Below are 19,204 nucleotides of genomic sequence, written 5' to 3'. Positions count from 1 at the left end.
AGTAGGACGCCGCCAAGCAACGCAACCCAGTTCATGTTGAACTGGGTTTTTTGTTTTATGACCATTTAAATATAAACATATACAGACACCGAAAGCCTAAGCTGCCCATATACTAATTGCAAACTTCAAAAACATCTAAATATTGTATACAACGTTTGTTTTGGGGGAAGGCTATACAGTACGGAGGTGGAATAATGAGCGAAACGTCCAATCATGGGGAAACTTGTATTGTTTGTGATCAAAAGAAAAATAGAGGGATTCATATTTATACAAAATTTATATGTTCAGATTGCGAAAAAAAGGTAATCTCCACTTCAACATCAGACCCAGACTATGCCTTTTATGTGAAAAAGCTAAAAAGTATTCATACACCGCCATTATATTCTTAGACCTGAATAGGTCTTTTTTTTATTGAGGATTTTGATCACCGCCTTTCACTTTAGACAAAGGAACTGATACTATAAAGAAGAAAACTTGTTTAGAGACCAAACGTAGTAGATAATAATAGTAAATAAAAGTATGTTATAGGAGTCGATCATGTATGAAACCATTTCTTCGTTTTTTGATATGGATCTTAGCAAGCGGTACGACTTCTTTTTTTATAGGAATCATAAGCTTTTTTGTATTGAATCAACCCTTTTTCTTATCACTTATCTATGGAGTAGCGGCAGGCGGAGCTGCACTTTCTGCCGGGAGCTGGTATTCCAAACGCCTCTTTTTGAAAAAACATCAGCTGACGAGAAAAGAGTATACCTATATCAAGAAGAATCTTGAGGAAGCAAGAGGTAAAATCATACGATTGAGAAAAGCGCTCTTTCAGGCAAAAAGCATTCAGATATTTAAACAAAATGCAGAAATACTGAGGATTGTAAGAAGAATTTATGTCCTTGTAAAAAAAGAACCGAAGCGGTTTTACCAAGCAGAGCGTTTTTTTTACCAGACTCTTGATTCAATTGTAGAACTGATTGAAAAGTACAGCTTTCTTTCAACTCATCCGCGAAAAAACAAAGCTCTTTCCATGTCGTTGAGTGAAACACGGATAACACTTGCTGAGCTGACGAAGCGTTTAGAAGAAGATCTAAACCTTGTGATGGAAGAAGATATTGATGACTTACACTTTGAATTAGATATAGCGAAGCATTCTTTAAAAAAATGAAAGAAAGGAGGAAAGTGAATTGAGTAAAGATCATCAGGAGGTTCAAAAGAGAGAAGCTGCATTTGACGATCTATTATCAGATCCATTTGGGGAAAATGGCATTCCTTCACCCGAGGAACGCCCAAAAAAGGAAGAACAGCAGATCAGGCTAGTTGATGTGCTGCCTGAAGAAAATAAAGAAAAGGCGTTTCAGCTTGCGAGGAAAATTGACCCAAAAAATATGCAAAGCATCGTTTTATATGGATCACAGGCTCAATCCAAGCTGTTGGACTTCTCACACTCTATGATTGACCATGTGCAAAAGAAAGATGTCGGGGAAGTGGGAGTTATTTTGGGAGAGCTGATGAAAAAACTTGAACAAGTGAACCCTGACGAGCTGCAATCGAAGAAAAAGCGCTTCCTTTCCCGTATGTTCGGAAAAGTATCAAACTCTGTCCAGGAGGTTCTCTCAAGGTACCAAAAAACAAGTGTGCAGATTGACAGAATCAGCTTGAAGCTGGAGCATTCTAAAAATGCTTTAATCAGTGATAATAAATTGTTAGAGCAGCTTTATGAAAAGAATAAAGAGTACTTTGCCGCTTTAAATATTTATATAGCCGCAGGCGAGCTGAAAATTGAAGAATTAAAAACAAAGATCATTCCTGAGCTGAAGAAACAAGCTGAATCAAGTGAGCATAATCAGATGGCTGTTCAAGAAGTGAACGATATGGTTCAATTTGCTGAAAGGCTGGATAAACGAGTTTACGATTTGCTGTTGAGCAGGCAAATTACCATTCAGAGCGCTCCGCAAATACGGCTTATCCAAAACACAAACCAGACATTAGCAGAAAAAATTCAATCATCTATCGTGACGGCCATTCCGCTTTGGAAAAATCAAGTGGCGATCGCATTAACTCTTTTGCGCCAACGAAGTGCCGTTGATGCTCAGCAAAAAGTTTCCGATACAACAAATGAACTGCTGGTGAAAAATGCTGAGCTGTTAAAAACCAATACAATTGAAACAGCAAAAGCCAATGAACGCGGTCTGGTAGATGTTGATACATTAAAAAAAGTGCAGGAAAGCTTGATCAGTACACTAGAAGAAACTATGACCATTCAAGAAGAGGGCAGGATGAAACGCCGGCAGGCTGAAGAGGAACTTATGATGATGGAAGGCGATTTAAAGCAAAAACTTCTGACTATGAAAGCCAGCCAAAACAATCAGTTACCAAAAGTCTAAGCTTTAAGTTCTGTCACATGCACGATATAATAAGAGCATGCCTCGGTTATTTAGAAACCGAGTGCTCTTGACCAACTATTCAAAGGATTGTTTCGATGAACACACCTTTATATACTGCATTAGTTAATCATGCGCAAACAAACGCTTATTCGTTTCACGTTCCGGGACATCACAATGGAGATGTCTTTTTTGATGAAGCTAAATCTATATATCAGTCCCTTCTCACTATTGATATGACTGAGATTGCAGGGCTTGACGACTTGCATCAGCCTTCAGGAGTGATTCGAGAAGCGCAAGATCTTGTCTCAAGTCTGTATAGGTCAGACGAAAGTTTTTTTCTCGTGAATGGCACCACAGTGGGGAATCTGGCGATGATTTTATCTGTTTGCGAACCTGGTGATTCAATATTGATTCAGCGAAATTGTCATAAATCAGTGTTTCATGCCGTAGATATGGCTGGGGCAAAGCCGATCTATGTATCACCCGAAATGGATGAAGTCATGAATGTGCCGACACATGTTCATTTAGCGATAATTGAAGAAGCCATTGCAGCTTATCCGACGGCTAAAGGTCTTGTGCTGACGAACCCAACCTATTATGGACATACCGCTGATTTGACGGCTGTCATTGCTAAAGCGCATAAGCACGGCATCCCCGTTCTTGTAGATGAAGCACATGGCGCACATTTTGTTCTTGGCGAGCCCTTTCCTGCATCTGCGTTGCAAATGGGAGCGGATGTGGTTGTTCAATCTGCGCATAAAACCCTTCCTGCTATGACAATGGGCTCTTATCTGCATGTAAACAGCCGTCTGATCAACAGAGACAAGCTGGCCTATTACTTGGGCAGTTTGCAGAGCAGCAGTCCCTCTTATCCCATTATGGCATCTTTGGATATAGCCAGAGCTTATGTACAGCATGTCATCGAGGAAAAAAAGCTTTCAGGAATTTTGCAGCATTTGGACCATTTTAAACAAACGTTTGCTTCAATCCCGCAGATTGAAGTAATTGAACCTGTCAGCCCCTATATTCAGACTGATCCTCTGAAACTTTCGATTCGGTCAAGGCGCGGTCATTCAGGTTATACGCTGCAAAGAATATTGGAAAGTGTAAATATATTTTCTGAACTTGCAGATGAAAAACAGGTGCTGCTTATTCTTCCGCTGGGAGGAAAAAGAAAAATACCTGCTAATGTAGTCCAACAAGTTCAGCAAGCGATCGAAGACACACCTCCAGATCTCGTGTCTGTTTCTGTTGATTTGGCGTTTCCGCCTGTGACTGCTCTTCCATATGATAAAAAGACTTTAATCGGTTTCAAAAAAGAATATATAGAGATTGAAGCAGCGGCGGGCCGGCTGAATGCAGAAAATATAATTCCGTATCCGCCGGGAATCCCGCTGATTATGGCGGGAGAAAGAATAACGGAAGAAAGCATCCAAAAGCTGTCCGGCTTAATCAACATGAACGCGCACATTCAGGGCAGTATGAAAATGAAAGAAAATCAATTACTCGTATATATAGAAGAGGAGAAATCATGAGCGGTTTATTTATTACATTTGAAGGCCCTGAAGGAGCAGGAAAAACGACTGTTCTTCAGGAAATCAAAAAATCACTTGCAGCTAGGGGCCTTCAGGTCACGGCTACGCGGGAGCCAGGCGGCATAGACATTGCAGAACAGATTCGAGAGGTCATTTTGAATGAAAAAAATACTCTGATGGATGCAAAAACGGAAGCTCTGCTTTATGCAGCAGCAAGACGCCAGCATTTGGTGGAAAAAGTGAAACCGGCTTTGGAACAGGGACATATCGTTCTATGTGATCGATTTATTGATAGTTCATTGGCCTACCAAGGTTATGCCAGAGGTCTTGGAATCGATGAGGTGCTCTCAATCAATGAATTTGCCATCGGAGATATGATGCCCAACCTGACCGTTTATTTCTCAATCAAGCCGGAAGAAGGCTTAAGCCGGATTCATGCTAATGGATTGAGGGAAAAAAACCGTCTTGATCTTGAAGAGCTCAGCTTTCATACAAGAGTGCGAGAAGGGTATCACGAATTAATGAAGCGTTTTCCTAAAAGATTCCGTACAATAGATGCTTCACAATCAAAAGAGCGCGTGATTGAAGACGTCCAAATCGTTATAAATGAAGCATTGAAAAAAATTCAGTTGTGACCTGTTTCTCATTAGTTGATATAATAAAGTAAGTGATTCATGTTGTTTCCAATCTAAAGGAGGCCTTCAAGATGAAATTAATAGTTGCAGTTGTACAGGATCAGGATAGCAACAGGCTTTTAAAGACGTTAACCGACCACAACTTTAGAGTAACCAAATTGGCTACTACCGGAGGATTTCTCAAGTCGGGAAATACGACATTTATGATTGGTGTGGAAGATATTCGTGTAGAAAAAGCGCTCAATCTCATTAAAGAAAATGGAAGAAAACGTGATCAGATGATTGCGCCTGTGTCTCCAATGGGCGGAAATGCAGATTCCTACGTCCCTTATCCAGTTGAAGTTGAAGTTGGCGGTGCGACGGTATTTGTCCTTCCGGTCGATGAATTTCATCAATTTTAAGGATTTGAAATCGTGAAAATTAATCAAGATATACGTACAATAGTAGAAAAAAAGCAGCTTCCTTCTGTTAAATCAGCAGAGATCTCTGCGTCTTTTAAAACATCCATGGACAGCCAAAGCAGCAAACTGAAGTTTGACCAGCTGACAAGGCTTTTAAGTGATATAGAAGCGTTCGGAAAAAGACTGACAAAATCCAGAAACTTTAAAGACCTGGCCAGATTCAAAGGATTAGTAAAGCGTTTTGTCAAAGAAGCTGTAGACAATGGTCTATCGCATGAAACAGCCAGAAGTTTCGATTTATATGGAAACAGCAGAAAACTGGGAATTGTAAAAGAAATTGATGAGAAACTGATTCAGCTCACAGAAGAGATGATGAATCAGGAACAGCCGGCAATTGACTTGCTGGAACGTATTGGCGAAATAAAAGGTTTATTGATTAACCTTTACACATAGAGAGTGATACAATGGCAATAACCTGGAAAGAAATGACGGAGCAGCAGCCCAGAGTGATGAGGCTTTTGCATAATAGTATAGATAAAGACAGACTGTCCCACGCTTATTTGTTTGAAGGAAGAAAAGGAACGGGGAAATTAGATGCGGCATTGCTGCTTGCCAAGAGCTTTTTTTGCCTTGAGGACGGTGCGGAACCGTGTGAGAACTGCCGGAACTGCAAAAGGATCGAGTCTGGAAACCATCCCGATTTACATGTTGTCCATCCCGACGGTTTATCTATAAAAAAGGCACAAATTCAGGCACTCCAAGAAGAGTTCTCAAAAACAGGGCTCGAATCGCATAAAAAGCTCTACATTATTTCGCATGCAGACAAAATGACGGCAAACGCAGCGAACAGTCTGTTGAAGTTTTTAGAGGAACCAAATAAAGATACAATGGCTGTCTTGATGACAGAGCAGCCGCAAAAGTTGTTAGATACCATTATCTCTCGGTGCCAAACCCTAGCATTTCAGCCTTTGCAGCCAAAAGCGATAGAAGACAGACTGACAGAACAGGACGTATCGCCGCATATGGCAAGGCTTTTGGCGAATATGACCAATAATGTATCGGAAGCCGTCGAATTAAGTCGAAATGATGAGTTTGCAGAGTCGAGAGCGAAAGTGATAAAATTGTATGAAGTCTTACACCAGCGGAAAGGACATGCCTTTTTCTTTATTCAAGATCAATGGATGCCCTTTTTCAAGGAGAAAGCCCATCAAGAAATGGGTCTTGATATGCTCTTATTGATATATCGTGATGTGTTATCCATCCAAATAGGAAATGAAGATAAACTGATTTATCAAGACTTATTCCAATCAATAAAACAGCACGCGCTACAATCAACACAACAAAGCGTTACGAACCAAATTCTCGCTGTTTTAGAAGCAAAAAAACGGCTTCATTCCAATGTGAATGTGCAAGGATTAATGGAGCACTTGGTGTTAACGTTGCAGGAGGGATAAGCTTGTACAACGTAATTGGAGTCCGCTTTAAAAAAGCGGGGAAGATTTATTATTTTGATCCAAACGGATTTGATATAGAACATGACAGCTGTGTCATCGTAGAAACCGTCAGAGGTGTAGAATACGGGCAGGTTGTCATAGCAAATAAACAGGTGGATGAGCATGATGTCGTGCTTCCGCTTCGTAAAGTAATCCGCGTCGCAGATGAGCGTGATCTTCTCATTGTAGAAGAAAATAAGCAAGAAGCCATTTCGGCATTTGAAGTATGTCAGAAAAAAGTAAGTGACCATGGCTTGGATATGAAACTGGTTGATGTGGAATTTACATTTGACCGGAATAAAGTGATTTTTTATTTCACAGCCGATGGAAGAGTCGACTTTAGAGAACTTGTTAAGGATTTGGCGTCCATTTTTAAAACAAGGATTGAACTGCGCCAGATCGGCGTCAGAGACGAGGCAAAAATGCTCGGAGGAATCGGTCCTTGCGGAAGAATGCTGTGCTGCTCAACGTTTCTGGGTGATTTTGAACCGGTATCCATCAAGATGGCGAAGGATCAGAATTTATCCTTGAATCCAACTAAGATTTCCGGTCTATGCGGCCGTCTGATGTGCTGTTTGAAATACGAAAACGATGAGTATGAGACAGCAAAGGAACAGCTGCCGGATATAGGGGAAATGATTAAGACAGCGAACGGCCCTGCGAAGGTTGTCGGACTTAATATTCTGGAACGGGTGCTTCAGGTGGAACTGAAGAACCGTGAAAAAGTGATAGAATATACTTGGGAAGAGCTCTTGGAAGAGGGCGTCGTATCCGCGCAAACCACAGATTAACGAGGTGTGGAACCTTGGATAAAAAAGAGTTATTTGATACAGTCATAAACCTGGAAGAACAAATCGGATCGCTTTACCGCCAGCTGGGTGATTTAAAGCAGCATATTGGAGAGATGATTGAAGAAAATCATCATTTACAGCTTGAAAACGAGCATTTGCGCAAAAGGCTGGAAGATACGACGCAAAGAATTGAAAAATTCGAAGCGGATCAAAAAGAAACAAAAAACCAAAAGACAGAGCAGACTGATATAGGAGAAGGTTACGATAATCTGGCCCGGCTGTATCAGGAAGGCTTTCATATCTGTAACGTTCACTATGGAAGTGTGCGAAAAGAAGATTGTCTCTTCTGTCTGTCATTCTTAAATAAAAAATAGGCAAAAAGGCTTCCGGTGCAGACGGAAGCCTTTTTCAAAGATTGCTGAAAGGGTAGGATTATGGTTTCATTACGTGATGACGAGAGATTGGATTATTTGTTGGCTGAAGACATGAAAATTGTACAAAGCCCCACGGTGTTTGCTTTTTCTTTAGATGCAGTGCTGTTATCGAAGTTTGCATATGTGCCGATTCAAAAAGGAAAAATAGTGGATTTATGTACGGGCAATGGCATTGTGCCTCTTTTGTTAAGCACGAGGTCAAAAGCGGACATCATTGGAGTTGAAATTCAGGAAAGATTGCACGATATGGCGGTTCGCAGTGTGGAGTTTAATAAGCTGCAAAACCAAATTAAGATCATTCATGATGATTTGAAAAATATGCCGGAAGAGCTGGGGCACAATAAATATGACGTGGTCACATGTAATCCGCCTTATTTTAAAACACCGAAACAAACAGAACAAAATTTGAATGAGCATCTCAGAATAGCCAGGCATGAAATTCACTGCACGCTTGAGGATGTCATTTCCGTCAGCAGCAAACTGTTAAAGCAGGGAGGAAAAGCTGCGCTTGTTCACCGGCCGGGAAGGCTTTTGGAGATTTTTGAGCTGATGAAGGCGTATCAAATTGAACCGAAACGTGTTCAGTTTGTGTATCCTAAACAGGGCAAAGAAGCAAACACCATTTTAGTAGAAGGCATAAAAGGCGGGCGTCCTGACTTAAAAATACTCCCTCCGCTATTTGTGTATGATGATCAAAATGAATATACAAAAGAAATCAGGACCATTTTATATGGAGACAAATAATCATTACTTTTACGTTTTGAAATGTAAGGACAACAGTCTATATGCAGGATATACAAATGATCTGCAAAAACGCCTGAAAACACACAACGATGGAAAGGGCGCAAAGTATACAAGAGCAAGACGGCCTGTTACATTACTATTTGCAGAAGCATACTCAACTAAGCGGGAAGCGATGCAGGTTGAATATTATTTCAAAACGCTGACACGCAAGAAAAAAGAACTTTATATAGAAGAAAAACGGAACAGTAAGGAGGCAGTCTATGTTAAGGCGCCAAATGAGCTTTAATGGAAAGTCAGAAATGGGGATTCTTTATCTTGTCCCAACCCCTATCGGTAATTTAGAAGATATGACATTCCGGGCAGTAAACACTCTGAAGTCAGTGGATGTAATCGCTGCCGAAGACACCAGACAAACAAAGAAACTCTGCCATGTATATGAGATAGAAACTTCACTCGTCAGTTATCACGAACACAATAAGGAAAGCAGCGGCTATAAAATTATTGAATGGCTGAAATCCGGGAAAAATGTCGCGTTAGTCAGTGATGCGGGAATGCCGACCATTTCTGATCCGGGAGCGGAAATCGTCAGGGATTTTACGGAAATCGGCGGCTATGTTGTTCCATTGCCTGGCGCGAACGCCGCATTAACAGCGCTGACTGCTTCCGGTATCGTTCCGCAGCCCTTTTTCTTCTATGGATTCCTAAACAGACAAAAGAAAGAAAAGAAGAAAGAACTGGAGATCCTGAAAAAGCGTCAAGAGACGATCATTTTTTATGAAGCTCCGCACAGATTAAAGGAAACACTGTCGCTCATGTTAGACGCTTTAGGTGATCGGGAAATTGCGGTGACACGAGAGCTGACTAAGAAGTATGAAGAATTTATCAGAGGTTCGATTTCTGAAGCCATGAAATGGGCCGGTGAAGATCAAATTCGCGGTGAGTTTTGTCTTGTTGTCGAAGGAAATAGGAACACAGAACCAGAGGAAGAGATTCAATGGTGGGAAAACCTGACTGAAAAAGAACATGTGGAGCATTATATTGAAAAAGGGGCCACGTCTAAAGAAGCTATTAAAAAAGCATCTGTTGACCGCAATGTCCCAAAGCGGGAGATTTATGACGCTTATCATATTCAGCAATAAAAAAAGCCGTTCTTGTGTCGTGACAAGAACGGCTTTTTTTAAAAAGTCAGCTTATTTTTGGCTTTGAAGCTGGTTTTGGATTTCTTTAATGATTTGCTCAGCGCCTTCTTGGCTAAGAACCAATTTGCCGCCTGCAAGTTTAAGGTTATCGTCAGAAACTTCACCAGTTACTTGGCAAGTCATGTTAGGCTTATATTTTTTAAGGATGATTTTTTCATCATCAACATAAATTTCAAGAGCGTCTTTTTCTGCGATTCCAAGTGTACGGCGCAGTTCGATAGGAATAACTACACGTCCTAGTTCATCAACTTTACGTACGATACCAGTAGATTTCATAAACATTCTCCTCCCAAGAGATACTTATTTGTAAATTATAATTATCTTCGTCATTATTCGACAAAATCCTTACATTCATAGCATATCAAGGTTTCCAATAATCGTCAATCATTTTGTTTACTATTGTTTGTAAGAATTAGTTCTTATAGTCAATAAAGTCCTTGAAAATACTGAAATAACAGCTTTTATATGCTCTTTCATAAAGCCATTATCCTACTAAAAAAGCTTTTAAATCAAGACTTTCGAACCAAAGTTTTTTATATCAGTAGATTATATACGACAAAATTCGACATGAACAGACTTTTTTTATTTTCATTAAAGATTTTTAATTTTTATTCTCTTTTTTCTCCATATGTATATATCCTTGATCTTAAAGGCTAAGATGGTATCATAGATAGAGGACAAAATATAAAACATATTGTATATCAGTTAACAGCCGCTCTCGTCCATTGGGCGGGAGTTTTTTTGACATTCTGATTGGGAGGTTTCAAGATGCCGCAAGACAAAAATACATTCTATATTACAACACCGATTTATTATCCGAGCGGAAAATTACATATCGGCCATGCCTACACAACAGTGGCAGGAGATGCAATGGCACGTTACAAAAGATTAAAGGGCTTTGATGTTCGCTATTTAACGGGAACGGATGAGCACGGCCAAAAGATTCAGCAAAAAGCGGAAGAAGAAAATATCACACCGCAGGAATATGTAGACCGTGCAGCGGCCGATATTCAAAAACTATGGAAGCAGCTTGAAATCTCTAACGATGACTTTATTCGGACGACAGAGAGCCGGCATAAAGTTGTGATTGAAAAAGTGTTTCAAAAATTGTTTGATAACGGAGACATCTACCTCGATGAATATGAAGGCTGGTACAGCATTCCAGATGAAACGTTCTACACGGAAACGCAGCTTGTTGACATTGAACGGAATGAAAAAGGTGAAGTAGTCGGCGGGAAAAGCCCTGACAGCGGACATCCTGTTGAATTAATTAAAGAGGAGTCTTATTTCTTTCGTATGAGTAAATATGCGGATCGTCTTTTGGCTTTCTATGAGGAAAATCCTACTTTCATTCAGCCGGAATCACGTAAAAATGAGATGATTAACAACTTTATTAAGCCTGGACTAGAGGATCTAGCCGTTTCACGCACCACTTTTGACTGGGGCGTAAAGGTTCCGGGAAATCCAAAGCATGTCGTGTACGTATGGATTGACGCCTTGTTTAATTATTTAACCGCACTGGGCTTTGATACTGAAAATGATGAGCTTTATCAGAAGTATTGGCCTGCCGATGTTCATTTAGTCGGAAAAGAAATTGTGCGCTTCCATACGATCTATTGGCCGATTATGCTGATGGCTCTTGATCTCCCATTGCCTAAGCAAGTATTCGCACATGGCTGGCTGCTGATGAAGGATGGAAAAATGTCGAAATCTAAAGGGAATGTCGTTGATCCGGTAACATTGATTGAACGATATGGTTTAGATGAACTTCGTTATTACCTTCTTCGTGAAGTGCCGTTTGGATCAGATGGTGTGTTTACGCCAGAAGGATTTGTGGAACGGATTAATTATGATTTGGCGAATGACTTAGGAAACCTTTTAAACCGTACCGTTGCGATGATCAACAAATATTTTGACGGAAATCTTGGTTCATATGAAGGGACAATCACTGAATTTGACCAAACTCTTTCTTCCGTTGCTGAAGAAACGGTAAAGTCGTATGAACGTGCTATGGAAAACATGGAATTCTCAGTGGCCTTGTCGACATTATGGCAGCTGATCAGCCGTACAAATAAATATATTGATGAAACTGCTCCATGGGTGCTAGCTAAGGATCCGGCGAAAGAAAAAGAATTACAATCTGTTATGTATCACTTGGCTGAGTCGTTGCGTATTTCAGCTGTGCTACTTCAGCCATTCTTAACAAAAACACCGAAAAAAATGTTTGAACAGTTAGGCATAACTGATGAGGCTTTAAAAGCTTGGGACAGTATCACGCGCTTTGGCCAGCTGAATAAAACAAAAGTTCAAAAAGGCGATCCTTTATTCCCTCGTCTTGAAGCTGAAGAAGAAATTGCCTACATTAAAGAGAAAATGCAAGGAACAGCTCCGGGTCAAGAAGAGACAAAAGAAGAAGAGCCGCAAGAGGTCGATCGTTTACCTGAAATTACAATTGATCAGTTCATGGATGTAGAGCTTCGGGTGGCCGAAGTCCTTCAAGCAGAACCTGTGAAAAAAGCTGACCGATTATTGAAATTGCAACTTGATCTTGGATTTGAAAAACGCCAAGTTGTATCAGGAATTGCGAAGCATTACACTCCTGAACAGCTTGTCGGCAGAAAATTAATATGTGTAACAAATTTAAAACCAGTCAAACTAAGAGGAGAGCTTTCTCAAGGAATGATCCTTGCCGGAGAAGCTGACGGCGTGTTATCAGTCGTCTCTATTGACCAGTCCTTACCAAAAGGCACAAGAATTAAATAATATCAAACAAAGGGTGTTTCACGTGTAACAATTCGTCGAACACCCTTTGTGTTTTCGACAAGAAAGGAGTTTTTATATATGTTATTTGACACGCATGTGCATTTAAATGCCGAACAATATGATACAGATTTAGAAGAAGTGGTTCAGCGGGCAAGAGAGGAAAAAGTCGACCATGTTGTAGTGGTAGGTTTTGACCGTCCGACAATCACACGGGCGATGGAACTCATTGAGGAGTATGATTTTATGTACGCTGCCATCGGTTGGCACCCGGTTGATGCCATTGATATGACGGATGAAGACCTGTTATGGATAAAGGAGCTGTCCGCTCATGAAAAAGTGGTAGCTATTGGTGAAATGGGCTTAGATTATCACTGGGATAAATCACCTAAAGATGTGCAGAAGGAAGTCTTTAGGAAACAGATAGCTCTCGCAAAAGAAGTTCGCCTTCCGATCATTATTCATAATCGTGATGCAACCGAGGATGTTGTAACTATATTGAAGGAGGAAGGCGCGGAGGCCGTCGGGGGAATCATGCATTGCTTTACAGGCAGTGTGGAAGTCGCACGGCAATGTATGGACATGAATTTTTATTTATCCTTCGGAGGCCCGGTGACATTTAAAAACGCAAAAAAACCAAAAGAAGTTGTAAAAGAAATTCCAAATGATCGTTTATTGATTGAAACGGATTGTCCTTTTCTTACGCCGCATCCTTTTCGGGGAAAAAGAAATGAACCAAGCTATGTTAAATATGTCGCTGAACAAATTGCTGAATTAAAGGGCATGACTTATGAGGAAGTGGCAGCTGTCACGACAGAAAACGCGAAAAGACTTTTCCGCATAAACTGACAGCATACGCTGTTGCCTTTTGTTGGGGCTTGTCCTTTTCAACGACGATTCAAAAAAGTTCTACACGCTTTCTTCTTCTCATAGGATAGGTTTGTCGACAAGTCTTTCTTCCTTTTCCAGGTTCGGTTTTGCATAATTAGGAATACACACTGAGCTTTTGGGAGGAAAAGAAAGGAGGGTTGACAGCCTTTTAGATACTCTATATAATCTCTCCGAGGAGAAGGAGGCGTTTTTCATCACACAAAAAATGAAAAAGCTGTTTTCCGTAAAGCTTAGCAAAAGCAAAGTCATTCTGATTGCTGCTTGTTTGCTATTGGCAGGAAGCGGGACTGCGTACGGGGCTCATGAGCTCACGAAACAACCAATCTCAGTTTCTATCAATGGCAAAAAGGAACAAATGCGCACACATGCAAAAACTGTAGGGGAGCTTTTAGAGGCTCTGGACATAAAGACAAGAGAAGAAGACCAGATCACCCCTTCTAAACAGACAAAGATAACAGCTAACATGAATGTTGTGTATGCAGCTGCAAAACCTGTCGAGCTTACAAGAGACGGGGAAGAAAAGACATTATGGACAACGGCAAAAACAGTCGGTGCATTACTGGACGAACAAGATTTTGATGTGAAAGAACACGATCAAATAGATCCTGCAATAGATACAGAAATTTCTAAAGACATGAAGATAACCATAGATCCCGCGTTTCAGGTCACCGTAAATGACGCTGGGAAAGAGAAAAAGATATGGACGACTTCGACTACGGTCGCTGACTTTTTAAAACAGCACAAGATGAACATAAAAGACGAAGATAAAATCAAGCCTGCGTTAGACGATAAGCTGACGAAAGGAAAGGCTGATATTCATATTACTCGTATCGAAAAGGTCACCGATGTAGTTGAAGAAAAAATAGCGTTTGAAGTGAAAGAAAAAGAAGACGCATCTCTTGAACAAGGGAAAGAAAAGGTCGTTCAAAAAGGAAAAGAAGGCAAGCTCAAAAAACATTATGATGTTGTGAAGGAAAACGGCAAGGAAGTTTCGAGAGAGCTTGTAAAAGAAGAAACAGCTGAACAAAGTGAAGATAAAGTCATTGCTGTCGGCACAAAGCAAACCAGTCCGAAGATTGAAAAGGTCGGCGCGGCATCATCTGCTGATAATCAAGCTTCTGACACTGTATCACGCAGCAATGAATCAACAGGTAAAGTGCTTACTGTATCTTCTACGGCTTATACGGCAAGCTGCAGCGGTTGTTCCGGCCACACGGCTACGGGTGTCAACCTAAAGAATAATCCGGACGCAAAAGTTATTGCAGTTGACCCCAACGTTATTCCGCTGGGCTCTAAAGTCCATGTGGAAGGGTATGGCTATGCCATCGCCGCTGATACTGGGTCTGCTATTAAAGGAAAGAAAATTGACGTCTTTTTCCCTGAAAAATCGGCCGCTTACCGATGGGGAAACAAACAAGTCACGATTAAAGTTCTTAACTAAATTTGAGTATGTATTCAGAGGGTTTTGCGCCCTCTGTTTTTTTCGTTATAATAGATGGAGTGTATTTTCTGTTTATTAGACGCTTAAAATGAGGGAAAGTTTCGTTTGAATATAAAAAAGTTTTTACTTTTTATGTGGAGGCAGCAATGAAAATTAAAGAAATTATCGTGGTCGAAGGTCGCGACGATACAGCGCGTATAAAGCTGGCTGTTGATGCGGATACAATTGAAACAAACGGCTCAGCAATCGGTGACCATGTGATAAAACAGGTTCGCTTGGCGCAGGAGACAAGGGGCGTCATTATTTTGACCGATCCTGACTTTCCGGGCGAAAAAATCCGTAAAACCATATCTGAGGCTGTTCCCGGATGCAAGCATGCCTTCTTGCCGAAGCATCTTGCCAAACCTAAGAATAAACGGGGAATCGGAGTGGAGCACGCTTCGATTGAAAGCATCAGAGCTTGCTTGCAAAACGTTCATGAAGAAATGGAAGATCAGCCAAGCGAAATTGCTGCTGAAGATTTAATCCATGCCGGGCTGATTGGCGGTTCTGCTGCAAAACGCCGTCGTGAAAGGCTTGGCGATATATTAAAGATAGGCTATACAAATGGAAAACAACTTCAGAAACGGCTGCAAATGTTTCAAATTACAAAAAGCGATTTTATGAGTGCACTTGATGATGTACTGCGGGAGGAACAGAATGAATAAAGACATAGCGACGCCGATTAGAACGAAAGAAATACTGAAAAAATACGGTTTTTCTTTTAAAAAGAGCTTAGGGCAGAACTTCCTGATTGATACGAATATTTTAGACAGAATCGTGGATCATGCAGGAGTGACAGAGAGAACCGGTGTGATTGAAATCGGTCCGGGAATAGGGGCTTTAACTGAACAGCTCGCCAAACGGGCAAAGCAGGTCGTCGCTTTTGAAATCGATCAGCGCCTTCTTCCGATTCTGAAAGATACATTGTCTCCTTACGATAATGTAACCGTCATTCATCAGGATGTGCTAAAGGCTGACGTACGGACCGTCATCGAAGAGCAATTTCATGATTGTGATGAGATCATGGTTGTAGCAAACCTTCCGTATTATGTAACAACTCCGATTATCATGAAGCTGTTGGAAGAAAATCTTCCGTTAAAAGGGATTGTTGTGATGCTGCAAAAAGAAGTTGCGGAGCGTATGGCGGCTGATCCGTCTTCGAAGGAGTATGGTTCACTTTCAATTGCCGTGCAGTTTTATACCGAAGCAAAAACAGTAATGACCGTTCCGAAAACAGTATTTGTCCCTCAGCCTAATGTAGATTCAGCTGTTATTCGGCTGCTGCTTCGTGAGGGTCCTGCTGTCGATGTGGTGAATGAAGCCTTTTTCTTTCAGTTGATTAAGGCAAGCTTTGCTCAGCGCCGTAAAACCCTTTTAAATAATCTGGTGAACAACCTTCCTCAAGGGAAAGAAAAGAAACCAATCATTGAGGAAGTCTTGAAAGAAACACAAATTGACGGCAAGCGCCGAGGCGAAGCATTATCCATTGATGAATTTGCGGCCTTGTCTAATGGATTGTATAAAGCCCTTTTCTAAGAGGGCTTTTTTATTTTGCGTCACCACATGGACTGCCGGCACATAGGCTAGAGAAGGACCTTATATTCAGCCGTAAGGAAAGCTTGGACTTTTCAGGCGTCGCAGGGGAAGAGAGGGCCTTCAGAAAGGCTCTTTCTTTCTCAATGAGGCTTAGTCTATGTGTGGAGTGAGTAACATGCAATTTCAAATAGGGGATATGGTAGTCAGAAAATCCTATCAAATGGATATTTTATTTCGGATTATAGGCATAGAACAAACAAGCAAGGGTAATACAATCGCTATTTTGCATGGTGATGAAGTGAGATTGATTGCAGATGCTGATTTTTCTGATTTGGTGGCGGTTCAAAAAGATGAGCAGCTGATGCGGAGAAAGAAAGACGAGACCAGGATGAATGAATCGCTTGAATTGCTTCGCCAAGATTATAAATTGCTTCGTGAAAAACAGGAGTATCATGCCACAAGCCAGTATCAGCATCAAGAGCACTATTTTCATATGCCGGGAAAAGTGCTGCATCTGGATGGTGATGAAGCATATTTGAAAAAATGTCTCGCCGTCTACAAGAAAATAGGTGTACCCGTTTACGGCATTCATTGCCATGAAAAGAAAATGGCCGCTTCGATTGACGAATTACTCGACAAATATCGACCTGACATTTTAGTCATCACCGGCCACGACGCTTATTCCAAGCAAAAAGGCGGTATTGATGATTTGAGTGCTTACAGACATTCAAAGCACTTTGTCGAAACAGTCCAGAAAGCAAGGCGAAAAGTACCGCACTTGGACCAGCTTGTCATTTTTGCGGGTGCCTGCCAATCGCATTTTGAATCCTTAATAAGAGCGGGAGCCAATTTCGCAAGCTCTCCTTCAAGGGTGAACATTCATGCCCTCGATCCCGTTTATATCGTAGCGAAAATCAGTTTTACGCCCTTTATGGACCGGGTCAATGTATGGGATGTGCTCCGTAACACGCTGACCAGAGAAAAGGGATTAGGCGGCATTGAAACACGGGGTGTGCTTAGAGTGGGTATGCCGTTTAAGTCAAATCAATAAAATGAAAACCCGCATATTTCGTGTATGCGGGTTTTTAAATTTACATAATGATACATAATTTACCGAAACTTGCGGAAAATATCAAAGGAATCAAAAGAATTTTGTCAAAATAATTTTGTTGACAATAGCTTATTAACGTTGATATAATTTAAATTTTATTTGACAAAAATGGGCTCTTGTTGTACAATAAGTGTAGTGAGGTGGATGCAATGGCGAAGACGTTGTCCGACATTAAAAGATCGCTTGATGGGAATTTAGGTAAACGGCTGACGTTAAAAGCAAACGGTGGCCGCCGAAAAACGATTGAGCGTTCGGGCATTTTAGCTGAGACGTACCCTTCTGTTTTTGTGATACAATTAGACCAAGACGAGAATTCGTTTGAAAGAGTTTCATACAGTTATGCAGATATTTTGACTGCAACGGTTGAATTACGATTCAATGATGATGCAGCAAGCTCATTGGCATTTTAACGGGCAGTGAATCTTTTGTTCACTGCTTTTTGTTTTGTCTAAAAAATGATTTCCCAATAATTTTCTTGAAAGTTTCATCTGATTAAACAAATGATAAAAGGGTCACATGTTTTATCGTGGCGTGCACGAATGGCTATCATCTCTGAAAGGGGCTGTTTCGTTTGGGCAGACGTCGTGGAGTTATGTCAGATGAGTTTAAATATGAGCTGGCGAAAGACCTTGGTTTTTACGACACCGTAAAAAATGAAGGTTGGGGAGGCATTCGTGCTCGTGATGCCGGTAATATGGTTAAGCGGGCAATTGAATTAGCCGAACAGCAAATGGCTCAGAATCAGAATAACCGATAAGGCAGTGGCCCGGGGGACTTTTGTTCCCCGGTTTTTTGAATTTATCATGGAATACTTGATTGCCGGCTTTATCGGTATATACCTCCTGCTCTTCAAATGTGATACAATGTTCATACTTATGTTTAGATGGAGAAGTAGGTGAAAGCTATGCGTATTTTAGAAAAAGCGCCGGCCAAAATAAATCTGTCACTCGACGTCACGAAAAAGCGCCCGGATGGTTATCATGAAGTCGAAATGATTATGACAACAATCGATCTGGCTGATCGGATTGAACTGACAGAGATTGCTGAGGATGAAGTAAGGGTAGCCTCACACAATCGCTTTGTTCCAGACGACCAAAGAAACTTGGCTTATCAGGCTGCCAAGCTTATCAAAGACAGATACAAGGTGAAAAAAGGAGTTTCCATCATGATCACAAAGGTGATTCCGGTGGCAGCGGGCCTTGCGGGCGGAAGCAGCGACGCAGCGGCTACGCTCAGAGGGCTGAACAGACTGTGGAAATTGAACCTTTCTGTTGAAGAGCTTGCAGAGCTTGGGGCTGAAATCGGATCAGATGTCTCGTTTTGTGTATATGGAGGAACTGCTCTTGCGACCGGGCGAGGAGAAAGAATCAGGCATATTAGTGCGCCTCCGCACTGCTGGGTAATTCTTGCGAAGCCGACTGTAGGTGTGTCCACAGCAGAAGTATATAGGCAATTAAAGCTTGATAAAGTAGAGCACCCGGACGTAAACGGCATGATTGAGGCCATTGAAGAAAAGAGTTTTCAGAAGGTATGCGGCCAGTTAGGAAATGTACTGGAATCCGTAACGCTTGATATGCATCCGGAAGTGGCTATGATTAAAAATCAAATGAAGCGGTTTGGGGCAGATGCCGTTTTAATGAGCGGCAGCGGGCCGACTGTTTTCGGGCTGGTTCAGTATGAATCAAAGGTACAAAGAATATATAACGGGTTAAGAGGTTTCTGTGACCAGGTTTATGCTGTCAGAATGATCGGCGAACAGAATGCCCTTGATTAAATCCGTATGTTAAGTTATATTATTTTTAAAATTATTCGGATT

General features: G+C 41.2%; 23 protein-coding genes. 22 read left to right on the top strand and 1 reads right to left on the bottom strand.

All coding sequences use genetic code 11. The annotated features are described in order from the left end of the window. The first annotated feature begins 194 nt into the window (after positions 1-194). The 13 genes from AXI57_RS18975 (at position 195) to rsmI (ending at position 9,547) form a co-directional block, all read left to right on the top strand. Positions 195-389, top strand: a complete 195-nt coding sequence (locus AXI57_RS18975) for a sigma factor G inhibitor Gin (RefSeq protein ID WP_003328611.1) — start codon at positions 195-197, stop codon at positions 387-389. A gap of 152 nt (positions 390-541) precedes the next feature. Further along, positions 542-1,156: a 5-bromo-4-chloroindolyl phosphate hydrolysis family protein gene (locus tag AXI57_RS18970; protein ID WP_061670939.1), complete on the top strand. Its 615-nt coding sequence runs from the start codon at positions 542-544 to the stop codon at positions 1,154-1,156. Positions 1,157-1,175: 19 nt separating this feature from the next. Next, on the top strand, positions 1,176-2,375 hold the full coding sequence (locus tag AXI57_RS18965) for a toxic anion resistance protein (protein ID WP_061670938.1): 1,200 nt from the start codon (positions 1,176-1,178) through the stop codon (positions 2,373-2,375). Between the two features lie 95 nt (positions 2,376-2,470). Further along, entirely contained in the window at positions 2,471-3,910 is a 1,440-nt protein-coding gene (locus tag AXI57_RS18960; protein ID WP_061670937.1) for an aminotransferase class I/II-fold pyridoxal phosphate-dependent enzyme, read from the top strand. Next, on the top strand, positions 3,907-4,545 hold the full coding sequence (tmk, locus tag AXI57_RS18955) for a dTMP kinase (RefSeq protein WP_003328607.1): 639 nt from the start codon (positions 3,907-3,909) through the stop codon (positions 4,543-4,545). The genes AXI57_RS18960 and tmk overlap by 4 nt, the downstream gene beginning before the upstream one ends. Positions 4,546-4,616: 71 nt before the next feature. Next, positions 4,617-4,946, top strand: a complete 330-nt coding sequence (darA, locus tag AXI57_RS18950; RefSeq protein WP_003328606.1) for a cyclic di-AMP receptor DarA — start codon at positions 4,617-4,619, stop codon at positions 4,944-4,946. A gap of 12 nt (positions 4,947-4,958) precedes the next feature. After that, complete coding sequence (locus AXI57_RS18945) at positions 4,959-5,399, top strand: YaaR family protein (protein ID WP_003328605.1); 441 nt, start codon at positions 4,959-4,961, stop codon at positions 5,397-5,399. Positions 5,400-5,410: 11 nt separating this feature from the next. After that, entirely contained in the window at positions 5,411-6,400 is a 990-nt protein-coding gene (gene holB, locus AXI57_RS18940; RefSeq protein ID WP_010787388.1) for a DNA polymerase III subunit delta', read from the top strand. A gap of 2 nt (positions 6,401-6,402) precedes the next feature. After that, positions 6,403-7,230 (top strand): competence/sporulation regulator complex protein RicT, encoded by an 828-nt coding sequence (ricT, locus tag AXI57_RS18935; RefSeq protein WP_003328602.1) that lies wholly within the window; start codon positions 6,403-6,405, stop codon positions 7,228-7,230. 14 nt (positions 7,231-7,244) lie between these two features. Continuing rightward, positions 7,245-7,604, top strand: a complete 360-nt coding sequence (gene yabA, locus AXI57_RS18930; protein WP_003328601.1) for a replication initiation-control protein YabA — start codon at positions 7,245-7,247, stop codon at positions 7,602-7,604. A 60-nt stretch (positions 7,605-7,664) separates the two neighbouring features. Beyond that, positions 7,665-8,408, top strand: coding sequence for a tRNA1(Val) (adenine(37)-N6)-methyltransferase (locus AXI57_RS18925; protein ID WP_003328600.1), 744 nt, complete (start codon positions 7,665-7,667; stop codon positions 8,406-8,408). Beyond that, a complete protein-coding gene (locus AXI57_RS18920; RefSeq protein WP_003328599.1) occupies positions 8,395-8,694 on the top strand; it encodes a GIY-YIG nuclease family protein in 300 nt (99 codons plus the stop codon). The genes AXI57_RS18925 and AXI57_RS18920 overlap by 14 nt, the downstream gene beginning before the upstream one ends. Next, positions 8,669-9,547 carry a 16S rRNA (cytidine(1402)-2'-O)-methyltransferase gene (rsmI, locus tag AXI57_RS18915; protein WP_034717636.1) on the top strand — a complete coding sequence of 293 codons (879 nt, stop codon included), beginning with the start codon at positions 8,669-8,671 and terminating at the stop codon, positions 9,545-9,547. Before AXI57_RS18920 ends, rsmI begins: the two co-directional genes overlap by 26 nt. Before the next feature lie 51 nt (positions 9,548-9,598). Here rsmI and abrB read toward each other — a convergent pair whose 3' ends face one another. After that, positions 9,599-9,889, bottom strand: coding sequence for a transition state genes transcriptional regulator AbrB (abrB, locus tag AXI57_RS18910; RefSeq protein ID WP_087941801.1), 291 nt, complete (start codon positions 9,887-9,889; stop codon positions 9,599-9,601). 486 nt (positions 9,890-10,375) lie between these two features. On the opposite strand from abrB, the gene metG reads away from it, so the two are divergent. From metG to ispE, 9 genes are all read left to right on the top strand, one after another. Further along, entirely contained in the window at positions 10,376-12,370 is a 1,995-nt protein-coding gene (gene metG / locus AXI57_RS18905; RefSeq protein ID WP_061670936.1) for a methionine--tRNA ligase, read from the top strand. 78 nt (positions 12,371-12,448) lie between these two features. Next, on the top strand, positions 12,449-13,216 hold the full coding sequence (locus AXI57_RS18900; protein ID WP_061670935.1) for a TatD family hydrolase: 768 nt from the start codon (positions 12,449-12,451) through the stop codon (positions 13,214-13,216). A 157-nt stretch (positions 13,217-13,373) separates the two neighbouring features. After that, positions 13,374-14,699, top strand: a complete 1,326-nt coding sequence (locus tag AXI57_RS18895) for a G5 and 3D domain-containing protein (RefSeq protein ID WP_061670934.1) — start codon at positions 13,374-13,376, stop codon at positions 14,697-14,699. A 146-nt stretch (positions 14,700-14,845) separates the two neighbouring features. Next, complete coding sequence (gene rnmV, locus AXI57_RS18890; protein WP_003328592.1) at positions 14,846-15,406, top strand: ribonuclease M5; 561 nt, start codon at positions 14,846-14,848, stop codon at positions 15,404-15,406. Continuing rightward, positions 15,399-16,277, top strand: a complete 879-nt coding sequence (gene rsmA / locus AXI57_RS18885) for a 16S rRNA (adenine(1518)-N(6)/adenine(1519)-N(6))-dimethyltransferase RsmA (RefSeq protein WP_061670933.1) — start codon at positions 15,399-15,401, stop codon at positions 16,275-16,277. The genes rnmV and rsmA overlap by 8 nt, the downstream gene beginning before the upstream one ends. A 175-nt stretch (positions 16,278-16,452) precedes the next feature. Further along, positions 16,453-17,328, top strand: a complete 876-nt coding sequence (gene yabG, locus AXI57_RS18880; protein ID WP_010787394.1) for a sporulation peptidase YabG — start codon at positions 16,453-16,455, stop codon at positions 17,326-17,328. 209 nt (positions 17,329-17,537) lie between these two features. Next, positions 17,538-17,798: a biofilm formation stimulator Veg gene (gene veg, locus AXI57_RS18875; protein ID WP_003328589.1), complete on the top strand. Its 261-nt coding sequence runs from the start codon at positions 17,538-17,540 to the stop codon at positions 17,796-17,798. A gap of 161 nt (positions 17,799-17,959) precedes the next feature. Then, positions 17,960-18,145, top strand: a complete 186-nt coding sequence (locus AXI57_RS18870; protein WP_003328588.1) for a small, acid-soluble spore protein, alpha/beta type — start codon at positions 17,960-17,962, stop codon at positions 18,143-18,145. 147 nt (positions 18,146-18,292) lie between these two features. After that, on the top strand, positions 18,293-19,162 hold the full coding sequence (ispE, locus tag AXI57_RS18865) for a 4-(cytidine 5'-diphospho)-2-C-methyl-D-erythritol kinase (RefSeq protein ID WP_003328587.1): 870 nt from the start codon (positions 18,293-18,295) through the stop codon (positions 19,160-19,162). Positions 19,163-19,204: the final 42 nt, after the last annotated feature.

Origin of the sequence: Bacillus atrophaeus, assembly GCF_001584335.1 — a bacterium.
GTDB classification, from domain to species: Bacteria; Bacillota; Bacilli; order Bacillales; family Bacillaceae; genus Bacillus; species Bacillus atrophaeus.
The sequence above is the reverse complement of the archived record's forward strand: the minus strand, read 5'-3'. Positions and strand labels throughout refer to the sequence as shown.